A 15,282-nucleotide genomic window follows, 5' to 3' on the forward strand; every position below is an offset into this window, starting at 1 on the left:
CACGGTCCTCGCGTTCCTTGGCTGCGGGCGGGGTTCAGAGCTCGATGCAGGTGCGCAGCGACTCGCCCGTGCGCATCTGGTCCAGGGCGTCGTTGACCCCGTCCAGCCGGACCCGGTGGGTGATCATCGACTCCAGGTCGATGCGGCCCGCCCGCCAGAGCGCGATGGCCCGCTCGTAGGAGCGCAGGACGTCCCCGCCGCCGTACATCGAGGGCAGGATGCGCTTCTCGTCGAAGAACAGCTCGAACATGTTGACCTGGAAGTGGTCGTCCATCGCCCCGGCCCCGACGACGCACAGGGTGCCGCCGCGGCGGGTGTGTTCGTAGGCGGTGCGGGCGGTGGCGGACTTGCCGACGACCTCGAAGACGTAGTCGAAGCCCTCGCCGCCGGTGATGCGCTGCTTGGCGTCGGCCAGTTCACCGGGGGCGACGGCCTCGGTGGCGCCGAACCGGAGGGCCGCCTCGCGGCGGGAGGCGACCGGGTCGACGGCGACGATCTGCGCCGCGCCCTGGACCCGGGCGCCCTGGATCGTGGAGATGCCGACGCCGCCGCAGCCGATCACCGCGACCGACGAACCGGCCTCCACCTTCGCCGTGTTGATGGCCGCGCCGAGCCCGGTGGTGACCCCGCAGCCGATCAGGGCGGCGATCTCGAACGGTACGTCGTCGGGGATCGGCACCGCGCAGCCCGCGCCGACGACGACCTCCTCGGTGAAGGTGCCGGTGCCCGCGAAGCCGAAGACGTCGCCGCCGGGGCGCTTGAAGTTCGGGGTGCCCGCGTTCATGAAGCCGGCCAGGCACAGCTGGGTCTGGCCGCGCTTGCAGGACGGACAGGCGCCGCAGGCGGGCAGCCAGCAGACCAGGACCCGGTCGCCGGCGCTCAGCCCGGTCACCCCGTCGCCGATGTCGACGACCTCGCCCGCGCCCTCGTGGCCGGGGATGAAGGGGGCGGGCTGCGGGAGGACGCCGCTCATCGCGGAGACGTCGGAGTGGCAGAGGCCGGTGGCGCGGATGCGGAGTCTGACCTTTCCGGGGCCGAAGCCCACCGCCTCGACGTCGTCGAGGACTTCGAGCTTCTCCTGGCCTATCTCGTGGAGTACGGCTGCGCGCATGGTGCGGCTCCTCTCACATCGTCATCTTCGGCGGGGTTCCGGCGCTGACGCCGGTGCTGGTGTGCTCAGGAGTGTTCGACGAGCGTGTCGGCGAGGACCGGGGCGTCGTCCCGGTCGGCGGCGGTGACCGTCACCCGGACGCGGCCGTCCTCGGTCCACATCCGGATACGGAGGGTCTCGCCGGGGAAGACCACTCCGGCGAACCGGGTGCGGTAGGCGGCGATCCGGGAGACATCGCCGTCCAGCAGGGTGTCGGCGACGGCCTTCAGGGTCATGCCGTACGTGCACAGCCCGTGCAGGATCGGCCGGTCGAAGCCGGCGAGCTCGGCGAAGTCCGGGTCGGCGTGGAGCGGGTTCCAGTCGCCGGAGAGCCGGTACAGCAGCGCCTGGTCCTCGCGGATGGTCCGCTCGACCGTGCGGTCGGGGTCGCGGTCCGGCGGGGCGAGCCGGTCGGACGGCCCGCGTTCGCCGCCGAAGCCGCCCTCGCCGCGGACGAAGATCTGGGCGTCGTTGGTCCACAGCGGTCCGTCGTCGTCGGCCGCCTCGGTACGCAGCACGATGACGGCGGCCTTGCCCTTGTCGTACACCGCCGCGACCTTCGAGGTCTGCACGGCGCGGCCGGTCACCGGGATCGGGCGGTGGACGCGGACGGACTGCCCGCCGTGCAGAACGGCGGCGAGGTCCACGTCGATGCCCTGCGCCCCCATGCCGCCGAAGGCGGCCGTGCCCGCGCCCGCGACGGTGGCGAAGCTCGGCAGCACCTGGAGCCGGGACTCCAGGGTGTAGCGCAGTTCGCCGGGGTCGGTGGCGGGGATGCCCGCGCCGAGGCCCAGGTGGTAGAGCTGGACGTCCTTGTGGTTCCAGTCGATCTCGGCCCGGCGGGGTTCGGCGGCGAGGGCCGCTGAGGCATCGATGGGCATGACGAAGCAGCTCCCTGATGGTCCTGGGCGTCCTTGGCGGTCCGTGGGGTGGTCCGGGGTGGTCCGTGGGGTGGTCCGTGGTGGTGGAAAGACCTCGGCACGGCCGTCCGCACCGTCGGCCGCACCGAGGTCGTGCGGTGACCGGCAGGACACGCCCCTTCCGGAACGGACACACCTTCTAGAACGCGTTCTAGCCGATGGCCCATGTATAACGCAGGGCCCGGAAGTTGGGAAGACTGCTGACGTCGCGTCAGATCACTGTTTCCGGGTGACGCCCGGAGCGGGGCGCGCGGTGGTTCGGCAGCCAGATCAGCATCACGATCACCCCGGCCAGCAGCACCCCGCTCGCCGTACGGAAGGCGAGCGCGTATCCGGCCGTGACCTCGGCCGCGCCCCCGGAGCCCGCGGTGCGCGCGGCGGCGACCGTGGAGAGCACCGCGAGGCCCAGCGCACCGCCCATGGTGCGGGAGGTGTTGACCAGGCCCGAGACGAGTCCGGCATCGCCCGGCTCCGCGCCGGAGGTGGCGAGGGTGGCGAGCGGGGTGGAGGCGAGCCCGGCCCCGGCCATCATCAGCACGCCGGGCAGGCAGATCGCGGTGAGGTAGGAGCCGTCCACGCCCATCGTGGACTGCCAGCCGAAGCCCGCGGCGGTGATCAGGACCCCGGCGACGGCGAGGCTCTTGGCCCCGGTGCGCACCATGAGGCGGGGGGCCAGCTTGGAGCCGATGACGACGGCGGCCGAGGTCGGTATCAGCGCGAGTCCGGCCTTCAACGGGGTGTAGCCCAGGACGTTCTGGGCGTACACCGTCATGAAGTACCACATCGAGAAGGTCGCCGACCCCATGAGCAGCATCGACACATTGGCCGAGGACACGGCCCGTGCGGAGAAGACGCGCAGCGGGATCAGCGGAACGGCGGTCCGCGCCTCCACCAGCACGAAGGCGGCGAGCACCGCGATGCCGGAGAGCAGCGGTACGAGCGTGGCGGCGGCCGTCCAGCCCTCGGCCTCGGTCTGGACGATGCCGTACGCGACGGCGGCGAGGCCCGTGGTGGCGAGGACCGCGCCCAGCAGGTCGATACGGCGGCGGTCGCCCGCGCGGCCCTCGGTGATCCGCAGGGCGGCGGCGATCAGGACGAGAGCGCCGACGGGCACGTTGATCAGGAGGACCCAGCGCCAGGAGAGGGCGTCGGTCAGGACCCCGCCGATGAGCCCGCCGGCCGCGCCGCCGCCCGCCCCGACCGCCATCCAGGTGCCGATCGCCTTGGTACGGGCCGGGCCCTCGGACACGGCCGCGGTGAGGATGGTGAGGGTGGCCGGGGCGAGGACGGCGGCCCCGAGGCCCTGTGCGGCGCGGGCGGCGAGGAGCTGCCAGCCCTCCTGGGCGAGACCGCCCGCGAGGGAGGCGGCGGTGAAGACGCCGAGCCCGACGAGGAACATCAGCTTGCGCCCGTAGATGTCGGCGGCCCGCCCGCCCAGGAGCATGAACCCGGCGAACGCGATCGAGTAGGCGTTGACGACCCACTGGAGACCTGCGGCGCTCAGCCCCAGGTCGGCCCGCATGGAGGGCAGCGCCACATTGACGACGGAGACGTCGAGGACGACGAGGAACTGGCCGGTGCAGGCGGCGAGCACGACGGCCCAGGTGCTGGGCCGTATTCGGGCGGGAGCGGGCGGGGCGGAGACGGGCGCGGAGACGTCGGGCATGACGGCCATGGTCCCAGGCGGCGAACGGCCCGTACATCCGGTATCGGATCCAGGTCCGGCGCCAGAGCCACCGGTCGCAGGACCTAGGACGACGGTCCCGGACCCCACGCCTGGGAAGCACCGGCCACACGTCATGGGCCCCGGGGCCCCTCCGGCTCAGCCGCGCCGCAGCAGGGTGACCACCGCCGCTCCGCCGAGGCCGATGTTGTGGGCGAGGGCGGTCCGGGCGCCGGGCACCTGGCGGGCTCCGGCCTCGCCGCGCAGCTGCCAGGTCAGCTCGGCGGCCTGGGCGATGCCGGTGGCGCCCAGCGGATGGCCCTTGGAGATCAGCCCGCCGGACGGGTTCACCACCCACCGCCCGCCGTAGGTGGTCGCGCCGGACTCGACGAGCTTGCCGGACTCCCCCTCGCCGCACAGGCCCAGCGCCTCGTAGGTGAGGAGTTCGTTGATGGAGAAGCAGTCGTGCAGCTCGATGACGTCGAGGTCGTCCGGGCCGAGGCCGGCGGCCGTGTAGACCTGCTGGGCGGCGGCCTTGGACATCGGGGCGCCGACCGCGTCGACGCAGCTGCCGGAGGCGAAGGAGGCCTCGGTGTCGGTGGTCATGGCCTGGGCGGCGATCTCCACGGCCCGCTCCCCCAGTCCGTGCCGCTCGACGAACCGCTCGGAGACGACGACGGCGGCCGCCGCCCCGTCCGAGGTGGGCGAGCACTGGAGCTTGGTGAGCGGGCGGTGGACGGTGCGGGCGGCGAGGACCTCCTCGACCGTGTACGGGTCCTGGAACTGGGCGTACGGGTTGTTCACCGAGTGCCGGTGGTTCTTGGCCCCGACCGCCGCGAGCTGTGCGGGCGTCGTCCCGTACCGCTCCATGTGCTCGCGGGCCGCGTTGCCGAAGATCTGGGCGGTGGGCGGGGCGTTCACGAAGCCGTGGCCGGCCGCCATGATCCCGTAGTGCCGGGCGACGGGCGAGGTCGCGAAGTCGCCGCCGTCGGAGCCGCCGCCCAGCGCGCCCCGGGCCATCTTCTCGAAGCCGACGGCCAGGACGCAGTCGCTGCCGCCGCCCTCGACGAACTGCCGGGCCAGCATCAGGGCGGTGGAGCCGGTGGCGCAGTTGTTGTTGACGTTGTAGACGGGGACGCCGGTCAGGCCCAGTTCGTAGACGGCCCGCTGTCCGGCGGTGGAGGCCTGGAAGCAGTAGCCGACGGGGACCTGTTCGACCTGGTCGTAGCGGACCCCGGCGTCGTCCAGGGCGGCGGTGCCCGCCTCGCGGACCATGTCCCAGTACTGCCAGTCGCGGGTCTCGGGCTTCTCGAACCTCGTCATGCCGACGCCGACGATGTAGGCCTTCATCTTCCGACTCCTCTCTTCCACGTTCCCGTGGTCAGTCCCGGGGCAGGCCGAGGATCCGCTCGGCGACGACGTTCAGCTGGATCTGGGTGGTGCCGCCCGCGATGGTGAGACAGCGGGACATCAGGAAGCCGTGGAGGGCCCGTCCGCCCGCCGCCGGTTCGTCCACCGCGCCGTCCGGGCCGAGGAGTTCGAGGGTGAGCTCGGCGACCTTCTGCTGGTGGCGGGTCTGGACGAGCTTGCGGACGGAGGCCCCGGCGCCCGGTTCGCGGCCGGAGACCTGCTGGAGCGTGGTGCGCAGTCCGATGCAGCCGAGCGCGTGGGCCTCGGCGGCGAGCGCGCCGGTCCGGGCCCTGACGGGCTCGTCGAGGCCGGCCGAGCGGGCGATGAGCGTTTCGAGCCCGCTGTCGAAGGTCATCTGGTCGGCCATGTGGACGCGTTCGTTGCCCAGGGTGTCGCGGGCGACCCGCCAGCCGCCGCCGACCTCGCCGACGACGGCGTCGGCGGGCAGCAGCACGTCGTCGAAGTAGACCTCGTTGAAGAGGGAGTCGCCGGTGATCTCCTTCAGCGGCCGGATGTCGATGCCCCGGGCCTTCCTCATGTCGACCAGGAAGTAGGTGAGCCCGCGGTGCTTGGGCGCGTCCGGGTCGGTGCGGGCCAGCAGGATGCCGTGGTCGGCGGTGCGGGCGGCGCTCGTCCAGACCTTCTGCCCGGTGATCCGCCACCCCTCGTCGGTCCGTACGGCGCGGGTGCGGAGCGCGGCGAGGTCGGAGCCGGCCTCGGGTTCGGAGAAGAGCTGGCACCACTGGAGGTCGCCGCGCAGGGTGGCGGGCAGATAGCGCTCGCGCTGCTCCTCGGTGCCGTACGCGATGAGTGACGGCACCACCCAGGTGGCGACGGAGAGGTCGCTGAGCCGGATGCCCTGCTCGCGTGACTCCTGCTGGATCGCGAGCTGTTGTACGGGTCCGGCGCCCAGCCCGTACGGGGCGGGGAGGTGCGGGGCGGCGTAGCCGGTGCCGGCGAGGGCACGGCGGGCCTCGCGGGGTGCGAGGCCCCGGGCGGCGGCGAGGTGCGGGCGGGCCTCGGTGCGGTGGCGGGCGGCCTCGGGCGGGAGTTCCAGGGTGAGTTCGCGGCGGGCTCCGGCCTCGGCGAGGCGGACGGCGCGCAGCCGGTGGAGGTCGGCGGGGCCGAGGAGCTGGCGGGCGAGGACGGCCCGGCGCAGCTGGAGGTGGGCGTCGTGCTCCCAGGTGAAACCGATGCCGCCGAGGATCTGGATGGCGTCCTTGGCGCAGGTGTACGCGGCTTCCGGCGCGGTGGCGGCGGCGAGGGCGGCGGTGAGCCCGCGCACCTCGGGCTTCTCGTCGGCGGCGCGGGCCGCGTCCCAGGTGAGGGCGCGGGCCTGTTCGAGGCGGACGAGCAGGTCGGCGCAGAGGTGCTTGACCGCCTGGAACGCCCCGACGGGCCGCCCGAACTGCTCGCGTACGGCGGCGTGCGCGACGGCGGTGTCCAGGCTCCGGGCGGCGGTCCCGCAGGCGTCGGCGGCGAGGAGGACGGCGGCCAGGTCGCGGACGAGGGTGGCGTCGAGCGGCAGGTTCCGGTGGGCCGGTACGGGGACGGCGTCGGCCCGCACCTCGGCCGTGGGCCGGGTCGGGTCGACGCTGCGGTGCGGGCGCACGGTGAGCCCGTCGGTCCCGGCGTCCACGAGGAACCAGAGCACCCCGCCGGACGCGTCGGCGGCGGGCAGGAGCAGCAGATCGGCCGCCTCGCCGGTCAGGACGGGCGGGGCGGTCCCGTCGAGCCGGTGGCCGCCCGGGGCCGGGGTGGCGGTGAGGGTGCCGGGGGTGAGGGCGAAGGCGGCGGTGCGGTCCCCGGCGGCCAGCGCCCGGAGCAGGTCACCGGTCCCGGGGCCCACCGCCCTCCGCAGCACCGCGCCCACCAGCGCGGTCGCGAGGTACGGCCCCGGCAGCGACCCGTACGCGGTCTCCTCCAGGACCACGGCGAGGTCGAGGAGGTCCCCGCCGCCACCGCCGTACGCCTCGGGCAGATGGATACCGGTCAGCCCCTGCGCGGCGAGCGCCTCCCAGTGGGCGGGGCGCACGCCGGTGGCCGCCGGGCCGTGTGCGTCGAGGAGTTTGCGCACCTCGCCGGGTGGTGCGGCCCGCGCCAGCCACCCCCGTACGGAGTGCGCCAGCGCGCGGTGCTCCTCGGTGATGCCGATGCCGGTACCGATCGCCGTGCCCCTGCCCATGCGCGTCTCCGCCGGTCGCAGCCACTGGAACGGCGCAAGAGTAGAACACGTTTCAATCTGACGGAAGGTCAGGAGACTGCCGGATCCGAACCGGAATACCACCGCCACCGAGAAGCGTTCACCCTGCATGCACTTGGGGGAGCCCGGGTGATCGACGGCTGCCCGGGAGGCCCCACGCATGCGAAGGACGCAACGGATACGGCACGCGGAGGAGCTTCCCGAGCCGCGAAAAGCGCGCTCAGGACCGATCGTGCCGGTCCTCGCCTTCGCGGGCATCACCGTCGCGGTCATGCAGACGCTGCTGGTCCCGGTCATCAAGGACCTGCCGGTCCTGCTGAGCACCGACCCGGCCAACGCCACCTGGGTGATGACCGCCACGCTGCTCGCGGGCGCCGTCTCCACACCGATCATGGGGCGGCTCGGCGACCTCTACGGCAAGCGGCGGATGCTGCTCGCCTCGCTGGCCGTCATGGTGATCGGCTCACTGATCTGCGCGTCCACCGACGACCTGGTCGTGATGATCACCGGCCGTGCGCTCCAGGGCTTCGCGATGGGCGCCATCCCGCTCGGCATCGGCATCATGCGCGACGAGCTGCCGCGCGAGAAGCTCGGTTCGGCGATGGCCCTGATGAGCTCCTCGATCGGGGTGGGCGGCGGCCTCGCGCTGCCCGCCGCCGCGCTGGTCGCCCAGCACGCCGACTGGCACGCGCTGTTCCTCGGCTCGGCCGGGCTCGGACTGCTCGCGATGGCGCTCACGTACACGCTCGTCCCCGAGCCGCCGCTGCGCGCCCCCGGCACCTTCGACGTGATCGGCGCCCTCGGGCTCTCGCTCGGCCTGGTGCTCCTTCTGCTGCCCGTCACCAAGGGCGGCGACTGGGGCTGGACCTCGGCCCCGACCCTCGGGCTGCTCGCCGCGTCCGTCGCCACCCTGCTGCTGTGGGGCCGGTTCGAACTCCGCACCCCGGCGCCGCTCGTCGATCTGCGCACCACCGCCCGCCGCGAGGTGCTGCTCACCAACCTCGCCTCGATCATGGTCGGCGTGGCCTTCTACGCGGTCTCGCTGGTGCTGCCGCAGCTGCTCCAGCTGCCCACGTCCACCGGGTACGGCCTCGGGCAGTCCATGGTGGTCGCCGGTCTCTGCGTGGCCCCGCTGGGCGTGACGATGATGTTCGTCGCCCCGCTCTACGCCCGGATCTCGGCCCGCCGCGGCCCCAAGACCACGCTGATGCTCGGCATGCTGGTCATCGCGGTCGGTTACGGGGCCGGGCTCGGGCTGCTCTCCGCCGCCTGGCAGACCGTGCTGATCGCGGTGGTGCTCGGCGCCGGGATCGGCCTCGCCTACTCCTCGCTGCCCGCCCTGATCATCGGGGCCGTCGACCCGTCGGAGACCGGCGCGGCCAACGGCCTCAACACCCTGATGCGCTCGATCGGCACCTCGGTGTCGAGCGCGGTCATCGGCATGGTGCTGGCCAACACCTCCGTGACGATGGGCTCGGCCCAGGTGCCGTCGATGGAGGGATTCCGGATCTCGTTCCTGATCGCCACGGGCGCGGTACTGATCGGCCTGGTGCTGGCGGCGTTCCTGCCCGCGCAGCGGCCCTCCGCGCACCCGGTACTCCTGGCGAGCAGCGCGGAGGACGCGCAGGCCGCGGAGGACGCCCGGGCCGCGGAGGACGTGCGGAGCGCGGTCAGCGCACCGGAGCGTCGAACCGCGGCGCCGTAGTGAGCAGCCCGGACACGTCGGACCCCGGCGCGAGCTCCTGAGCCTCGGCCGCGCGGGTGAACAGCCGGGCGGGGCGGGCGCCCTGGACGTGGGCCCGGTCCCCGTCGACACGGAGCCAGGAGCCCTCGCGCAGCCCGAGCACGGGCACGTCGTTCTCCTCCAGGAACTCGGTGAGCCGCTCCTCGCGGGTCTCGCCCTTGTGGGTGCTGGCCGGGTCCGGGTCCAGATAGTGCGGGTTGATCTGGAACGGGACCAGGCCCAGCGTCTCGAAGGACGGCGGCTGCACGATGGGCATGTCGTTGGAGGTGCGCAGGGTCGGCGCGGCCATGTTGGTCCCCGCGCTCGCGCCCATGTAGGGCAGCCCGTTGCGTACCGCGTCGCGCACGGCCTCGCGCAGACCGGTGCGGTAGAGGGCGGCGAGCAGCCGGAAGGAGTTGCCGCCGCCGATGAACACGGCGTCGGACGCGGCGAGTTCGGCGACCGGGTCGGCGTTCTCGTGGACGCCGCGCACGGTGATGCCGGACGGCTCCAGGGCAGCGCGGACCCGGGCGGTGTACGTGGCGTGATCGGCGAGCGCGTACGGGACGAAGGCGAGGCGGGCGTTCGTGGGGAGGAACGCGGTGACGGTGTCCAGGGCGTGTTCCAGGTAACCGCAGCCGTACTGGGTGGAGTTGGAGAGCAGGAGCAGATTCACGGGGTCCTCGGGTACGTCGGGCGGATCGGTCGGCCGGATGGTGCGGGCCGGTCGGGCGATGCGGGTCGGTCAGGTGGTGCGGGGCTGCCGGGTGCGGGACTTCGGCCGCTGCGGCGGGTGGGTGAGGCGCTGCTCCAGCAGCTGGGCCGCGTGGCGCAGCGCGTCGAGCCGGTCCTCGGGCGCCCCAGGGAACCGGTCCTCACCGCCGCCGAGGCTGAGGCTTCCGTACGGCTCGCGCCCCAGGAAGACCGGTACGGCGACGGTGGCGATGCCGGTGTCGTACTCGCCGACCGTCCAGGCGTAGCCCTGGGCCCGGATCTGCATGAACTCCCGTTCCAGCAGGTCCGGTTCGGTGACGGTGCGGTCCGTGAAGCGCGCCATGGGGCGGCCCCGGAAGAGCCGGTGGCGCTGCTCGTCGGGCAGATGGGCGTAGTACGACTTGCTGGTCGCGCCCGCGTGCGCCGGGTAGAGCTCGCCGACCAGCGGGTAGTAGCGCAGCGGCCCGGTCTCGCCCTCCTCGGCGGCCACGCAGCGCATGTGGAAGTTGTCCGGGAGGCAGAACAGGACGGTGTCGCCGGTGGTCCGGCGCAGCTCCTCCAGCACCGGACCGGCCAGCAGCTCCAGTGAGCCCGAGCGCTCCCAGAGCCGGCCGAGCCGCAGCACGGCGGGGCCGATGCGGTAGCGGCGGGTGGCCGGGTCGGAGACCAGGAAGCCCCGGCCGGCCAGGGTGGCGAGCAGCCGCTGGGCGACGGAGGTGTCCCAGCCGAACTCCTCGGCGACCTCGGTGACGCCCCAGTCGGGCCGGGTGCGCTCGAAGGCGAGCAGGACCAGGAGGGCCCGGTCGACGGTCTGCAGCGCCCCGGCGGGCGTACGCCGGTCCAGATCGAATACGGCCATCGTCATCTCACCATTCAGACCGGAATTGCAAATAACGGGAAACAGTTGCGCTCAACGCTATCCGATCCCGAATGTTGCCTCAGCACCCCGCCCCGCGCTCCCCCCGTCGAGCGCCGGGCGGGTGTCAGGATCAGGAGAAAGCCCCCATGTTGAAGTACGTACTGGACATCGTCGAGCTTCTGGACGATCCCCAGGTCAATGGCAAGACGGTCGTCGAGTACCTCGATGCCGCAGCGGGGGCCGAGGGCTCGTCCGCGCAGGTCACCACCGTCACGGGTGACCAGGGCTCGACGGACTTCGTGCTCGTCCGCATCCCCGGCTCCCACGGCCGGACGTCCGGCGGCGACGCCCGCACCCTCGGTGTGGTGGGCCGGCTCGGCGGTATCGGCGCCCGGCCCGAGGCGACCGGTCTGGTCTCCGACGCCGACGGCGCTGCCGCCGCCCTCGCCACGGCGGCCAAGCTGCTCGACATGCGCCGTCGCGGCGATGTGCTGCCCGGTGACGTGGTCGTCGCCACCCACATCTGCCCGGACGCGCCGACCGAGCCGCACGACCCGGTGCCGTTCATGGGCTCGCCCGTGGACATCGCCACGATGAACCGGCACGAGGTGACCGCCGACATGGAGGCCGTGCTCTCCATCGACACCACCAAGGGCAACCGGATCATCAACCACAAGGGGCTCGCCCTGTCGCCCACCGTCAAGGAGGGCTGGGTGCTCCGGGTCAGCGAGCGGCTCGGCGAGCTGCTGGCCGTGGTGACCGGTGAGCCGTTGGTCACATACCCGGTGACCACCCAGGACATCACGCCGTACGGTAACGGTGCACACCACATCAATTCGATCCTCCAGCCCGCCACCGCGACCGCCGCTCCGGTCGTCGGTCTCGCGGTCACCTCGGCCGCCGCGGTACCGGGCTGCCAGACGGGCGCGAGTCACGAGAGCGACATCGCGTCCGCCGCCCGCTACGCCGTGGAGGTCGCCAAGGGCTTCGGCGCCGGGAGCCTGGACTTCCACGACGCGGTGGAGTTCGACAACCTCGTCCACCGCTACGGGTCGCTGGCTCACCTCCAGACCCTCGGCCGCACCACCCAGGAGTCCTGATGGCATCCGCCCACCGGGCCGACGCCACGGCCCCCGAGGTCAAGAGCATCGGCAGCGACGACTACTCGCTCTCGCGAGTCCCGCGCGACAAGCGCTTCGGCTTCTGGTCCATGCTCCTGCAGTGGCTGGCCCAGTCCGGTTCGATCTCCCAGTTCACGCTGGGCGCCACCATCGGCGTCGGCATGACCTTCGGGGACGCCTTCCTCGCCTTCACGCTCGGCGCGGTGATCCTGGAGATCGTGATCTTCGCGATCGGTCTGGCCGGAATGCGCGAGGGTCTGGCGACCCCGATGCTCACCCGCTGGACGGGCTTCGGCCGCAACGGTTCGGCCCTGGTCAGCTTCGTCATCGCGGTCAGCCTGGTCGGCTGGTTCGGCGTCCAGAACACGATCTTCGGCAACAGCGTCTCGGCGCTGGTCGGCGGACCGTCCTGGATGTGGTGCGTGATCGCGGGCGTCGCCATCACGGGCCTGGTCATCTTCGGCTTCCGGTACATGGCCCTGTTCGCCAAGATCGTCACGCCGCTGTTCTTCGGCATGGTCGCCTGGTCGATCATCACGACGCTGAAGGACCACTCGGTCAGCGAGCTGATGAGCTCGCCGCCGCCCGGCGAGGCGATCCCGCTGGCCGTCGCCGCCACCGCCATCGCGGGCGGCTACATGACCGGCGCCATCGTCTCCCCGGAGATGACCCGCTACAACAAGAAGGGCTCGCACGTCTTCGTGCAGAGCGCCTCCTCGATGATCCTCTCCGAGTACATCGTCGGCATGGTCGGCGTGCTGCTCGGTCATCTGGTGAAGTCGAGCGACGTCTCCCACATCGTGCTCTCCACCTCGGGCGCCTTCGGTGTGATGGTGGTCCTGATGTCCACCGCGAAGATCAACGACTGGAACCTGTACGGCTCCTCGCTCGGCGTCGTCAACTTCTTCCAGGTCGTCTTCCGCAAGCGGCTGCACCGCGGTGTGGTCACCGTCGTCCTCGGTATCGCCGGCACGCTCCTGTCCGCGGTCGGCATCATGACCCACTTCACGGAGTTCCTCTCCCTGCTGGGCGTGATGATCCCGCCGATCGGCGGCATCATCGTCGCCGAGTACTGGGTCGTGAAGCGGATGCGCAAGCCGCTGGACGACACCCGCGAGGCGGAGACCCTGCCGCTGACCTCGCCCACGTGGGTGCCGATGTCCCTGGTCATCTGGGTCGTGGCGTTCTGCGTCGGCAAGTTCTACGACGGCGGCATCCCGGCCCTGAACTCGCTGGCCACCGCCTTCCTGCTGTACTGCGCCCTCGGCCTGCTGGGCTGGGTCAGGCCGTACGGCACCTCCACCCTGGACGACGAGGACGGCAGCAGCCCCGCCCCCGCCGCCCGCGCGACCACTCCGGCAGGAGCAGCATGACCCTCACCCCCGCCTCCGAGCAGGCCCAGAGCGAGGTCGTCGACCTCTGCGCCGAACTGATCCGGTTCGACACCTCCAACCCGACCAGCGACGAGCGTGCCGCCGCCGACTGGGTGGTGGACCGCCTCGCCGAGGTGGGCATCGCCTCCGAGCTGGTCGAGTCCGCCCCGGGCCGGGCCAACGTGATCGCCAGGGTCGCCGGGTCCGATCCCGCCCGCGGGGCGCTGCTGGTCCACGGCCACCTGGACGTCGTCCCCGCCGACGCCGCCGAGTGGCAGGTGCCGCCGTTCTCGGGCGAGATCCGCGACGGCTATCTCTGGGGCCGGGGCGCGATCGACATGAAGGACACGGTGGCGGTCATGCTCGCCACCGCCCGGCACTTCGCCCGCACCGGCACGAAGCCGGCCCGCGACGTGGTGCTCGCCTTCCTCGCCGACGAGGAGGCGGGCGGCACGTTCGGCGCCCACTGGCTGGTCGAGCACCGGCCGGACCTCTTCTCCGGGGTCACCGAGGCGATCGGCGAGGGCGGCGGCTTCTCCTTCGCCCTCGACGACACGCGCCGGCTGTACCCGATCGAGAACGCCCAGCGCGGCATGGCCTGGATGGAGCTCACCGCGAACGGCCGGGCCGGCCACGGCTCGTCGCCCAACGACGAGAACGCCGTCACCGACCTCGCCGAGTCCCTCACCCGGATCGGCCGCGCGACCTTCCCGGTCCGGCTGATCGAACCGGTCCGCGCCCTGCTGGAGGAGGCCGCCCGGCTCTACGGCGTCGCGTTCGACGAGAACGACATCGAGGCGAGCCTCGCCCGGCTCGGCCCGGTGGCGGACTTCATGCAGGTGGTGCTCCGCAACTCGGCGAACCCCACCATGTTCACCGCCGGCTACCAGACCAACGTCATCCCCGGGAAGGCCACCGCCCGCGTCGACGGCCGCTTCCTCCCCGGTCATGAGCAGGAACTGATCGACACGATCGACCGGCTCCTGCTCCCCTCCGTCAGCCGTGCGTGGGTCAACCACGACATCGCGATGGAGACGACGTTCGACGGCCCGCTGGTCGACGCGATGTGCGACGCCGTACGCGCCGAGGACCCGGACGGCCATCCCGTCCCGTACTGCAACCCGGGCGGCACCGACGCCAAGGCCTTCACCCACCTGGGCATCCGCTGCTTCGGCTTCAAGGGCCTGAAGCTCCCGCACGACCTGGACTACGGCCGCCTCTTCCACGGCGTGGACGAGCGCGTCCCGCTGGAGGGCCTGCGCTTCGGCGTCCGCGTCATGACCCGCCTCTGGCAGAGCTGCTGACCCTCGGGTCGACGGTTCCGCCCGGGGGCCGCCCGGACCCGGGCTCACCCCGCGTACGCCCCCGCCGATCCCTTCGGCGGGGGCGTACGGCACGATGGGTCGCCGTCGATCGCACCCCGCCCCACCTGGAGGAACCCCGTGACCGCCGCCGCGTTCTCTGCCCGGCCCGAACCGGAGGTCCTCGCCGCGTTCGAGGCCGCCAAGGGCTTCATGCCGGTCCACGAAGGGCTCGCGCTGTACGCCGCCGCCACCGAAGCCGGTGCGCTCGGGCTGCCGCTGCTGGAGGTGGGCACGTACTGCGGGCGCTCCGCCGTCCTGCTCGCGGACGCGGCGCGGGGAGCCGGGGTGAGCGCGCTCACGGTCGACCACCACCGGGGCAGCGAGGAGCAGCAGCCCGGCTGGGAGTACCACGACCCGAGCGTGGTGGACCCGGAGGTCGGGCTGATGGACACGCTGCCGACGTTCCGCCGCACCCTGCACCGGGCCGGTCTGGAGGACCACGTGGTGGCGCTCGTCGGCCGGTCGCCGCAGGTCGCCGCCGTGTGGCGTGGACCGCTCGGGCTCGTCTTCATCGACGGCGGGCACACCGACGAGCACGCGAACGCGGACTACGAGGGCTGGGCCCCGCATGTCGCCGACGGCGGGCTGCTGGTGATCCACGACGTGTTCCCGGACCCGGCCGACGGCGGGCAGGCCCCGTACCGCATCTATCGGCGCGCCCTGGCCTCCGGGGCGTTCACCGAGGTGTCGGTGACGGACTCGCTGCGGGTGCTGCGCCGTACGGGCACCGGGATCTGAGCCGCCCGGTCGCCGGACGCGGACCGGGATCCGGGCAGCCCGGC

12 protein-coding genes are annotated in these 15,282 nt (G+C 72.7%); 5 read left to right on the forward strand and 7 right to left on the reverse strand.

What is annotated here, in order from left to right; translation table 11 throughout:
• Nucleotides 1-34: 34 nt before the first annotated feature.
• From KV381_RS09440 to KV381_RS09460, 5 genes are all read right to left on the reverse strand, one after another.
• A complete protein-coding gene (locus tag KV381_RS09440; protein WP_030080998.1) occupies nt 35-1,111 on the reverse strand; it encodes a Zn-dependent alcohol dehydrogenase in 1,077 nt (358 codons plus the stop codon).
• A gap of 65 nt (nt 1,112-1,176) precedes the next feature.
• Complete coding sequence (locus tag KV381_RS09445; protein WP_193462225.1) at nt 1,177-2,031, reverse strand: MaoC/PaaZ C-terminal domain-containing protein; 855 nt, start codon at nt 2,029-2,031, stop codon at nt 1,177-1,179.
• A 250-nt stretch (nt 2,032-2,281) separates the two neighbouring features.
• Nucleotides 2,282-3,745 carry an MFS transporter gene (locus KV381_RS09450; RefSeq protein WP_218785049.1) on the reverse strand — a complete coding sequence of 488 codons (1,464 nt, stop codon included), beginning with the start codon at nt 3,743-3,745 and terminating at the stop codon, nt 2,282-2,284.
• Nucleotides 3,746-3,892: 147 nt separating this feature from the next.
• A complete protein-coding gene (locus tag KV381_RS09455; RefSeq protein ID WP_218785050.1) occupies nt 3,893-5,083 on the reverse strand; it encodes a lipid-transfer protein in 1,191 nt (396 codons plus the stop codon).
• 31 nt (nt 5,084-5,114) lie between these two features.
• Complete coding sequence (locus KV381_RS09460) at nt 5,115-7,328, reverse strand: acyl-CoA dehydrogenase (protein ID WP_218785051.1); 2,214 nt, start codon at nt 7,326-7,328, stop codon at nt 5,115-5,117.
• Nucleotides 7,329-7,506: 178 nt separating this feature from the next.
• On the opposite strand from KV381_RS09460, the gene KV381_RS09465 reads away from it, so the two are divergent.
• Nucleotides 7,507-9,051: an MFS transporter gene (locus KV381_RS09465; protein ID WP_218785052.1), complete on the forward strand. Its 1,545-nt coding sequence runs from the start codon at nt 7,507-7,509 to the stop codon at nt 9,049-9,051.
• On the opposite strand, the gene pepE is transcribed toward KV381_RS09465, so the two are convergent.
• Together pepE and KV381_RS09475 are read right to left on the reverse strand one after the other, a co-directional pair.
• The gene (gene pepE, locus KV381_RS09470) at nt 9,017-9,745 is read right to left on the reverse strand and encodes a dipeptidase PepE (protein WP_218785053.1); all 729 of its coding nucleotides are present in this window, start codon (nt 9,743-9,745) and stop codon (nt 9,017-9,019) included. The two genes, KV381_RS09465 and pepE, sit on opposite strands and share 35 nt — an antisense overlap.
• Before the next feature lie 69 nt (nt 9,746-9,814).
• Nucleotides 9,815-10,642, reverse strand: a complete 828-nt coding sequence (locus KV381_RS09475; protein ID WP_030081010.1) for an IclR family transcriptional regulator — start codon at nt 10,640-10,642, stop codon at nt 9,815-9,817.
• A 146-nt stretch (nt 10,643-10,788) separates the two neighbouring features.
• On the opposite strand from KV381_RS09475, the gene KV381_RS09480 reads away from it, so the two are divergent.
• From KV381_RS09480 to KV381_RS09495, 4 genes are all read left to right on the forward strand, one after another.
• Entirely contained in the window at nt 10,789-11,742 is a 954-nt protein-coding gene (locus KV381_RS09480) for a DUF1177 domain-containing protein (protein ID WP_030081012.1), read from the forward strand.
• Nucleotides 11,742-13,136 carry a cytosine permease gene (locus KV381_RS09485; RefSeq protein WP_193462220.1) on the forward strand — a complete coding sequence of 465 codons (1,395 nt, stop codon included), beginning with the start codon at nt 11,742-11,744 and terminating at the stop codon, nt 13,134-13,136. The genes KV381_RS09480 and KV381_RS09485 overlap by 1 nt, the downstream gene beginning before the upstream one ends.
• Nucleotides 13,133-14,440, forward strand: coding sequence for a M20/M25/M40 family metallo-hydrolase (locus tag KV381_RS09490; RefSeq protein WP_103537365.1), 1,308 nt, complete (start codon nt 13,133-13,135; stop codon nt 14,438-14,440). Before KV381_RS09485 ends, KV381_RS09490 begins: the two co-directional genes overlap by 4 nt.
• Nucleotides 14,441-14,650: 210 nt before the next feature.
• On the forward strand, nt 14,651-15,238 hold the full coding sequence (locus KV381_RS09495) for a class I SAM-dependent methyltransferase (protein WP_373461201.1): 588 nt from the start codon (nt 14,651-14,653) through the stop codon (nt 15,236-15,238).
• The last annotated feature ends 44 nt before the right edge of the window (nt 15,239-15,282 follow it).

Origin of the sequence: Streptomyces sp. WY228, assembly GCF_019287315.1 — a bacterium.
Classification (GTDB): domain Bacteria; phylum Actinomycetota; class Actinomycetes; order Streptomycetales; family Streptomycetaceae; genus Streptomyces; species Streptomyces caviscabies.

Coding starts and splice junctions, on each gene's coding strand:
- KV381_RS09480 (WP_030081012.1), top strand. CDS start 10,789: ATGTTGAAGTACGTACTGGACATCGTCGAGCTTCTGGACGATCCCCAG.
- KV381_RS09490 (WP_103537365.1), top strand. CDS start 13,133: ATGACCCTCACCCCCGCCTCCGAGCAGGCCCAGAGCGAGGTCGTCGAC.
- KV381_RS09465 (WP_218785052.1), top strand. CDS start 7,507: ATGCGAAGGACGCAACGGATACGGCACGCGGAGGAGCTTCCCGAGCCG.
- KV381_RS09485 (WP_193462220.1), top strand. CDS start 11,742: ATGGCATCCGCCCACCGGGCCGACGCCACGGCCCCCGAGGTCAAGAGC.
- KV381_RS09455 (WP_218785050.1), bottom strand. CDS start 5,083: ATGAAGGCCTACATCGTCGGCGTCGGCATGACGAGGTTCGAGAAGCCC.
- KV381_RS09475 (WP_030081010.1), bottom strand. CDS start 10,642: ATGGCCGTATTCGATCTGGACCGGCGTACGCCCGCCGGGGCGCTGCAG.
- KV381_RS09450 (WP_218785049.1), bottom strand. CDS start 3,745: ATGGCCGTCATGCCCGACGTCTCCGCGCCCGTCTCCGCCCCGCCCGCT.
- KV381_RS09445 (WP_193462225.1), bottom strand. CDS start 2,031: ATGCCCATCGATGCCTCAGCGGCCCTCGCCGCCGAACCCCGCCGGGCC.
- KV381_RS09440 (WP_030080998.1), bottom strand. CDS start 1,111: ATGCGCGCAGCCGTACTCCACGAGATAGGCCAGGAGAAGCTCGAAGTC.
- KV381_RS09495 (WP_373461201.1), top strand. CDS start 14,651: ATGCCGGTCCACGAAGGGCTCGCGCTGTACGCCGCCGCCACCGAAGCC.
- KV381_RS09460 (WP_218785051.1), bottom strand. CDS start 7,328: ATGGGCAGGGGCACGGCGATCGGTACCGGCATCGGCATCACCGAGGAG.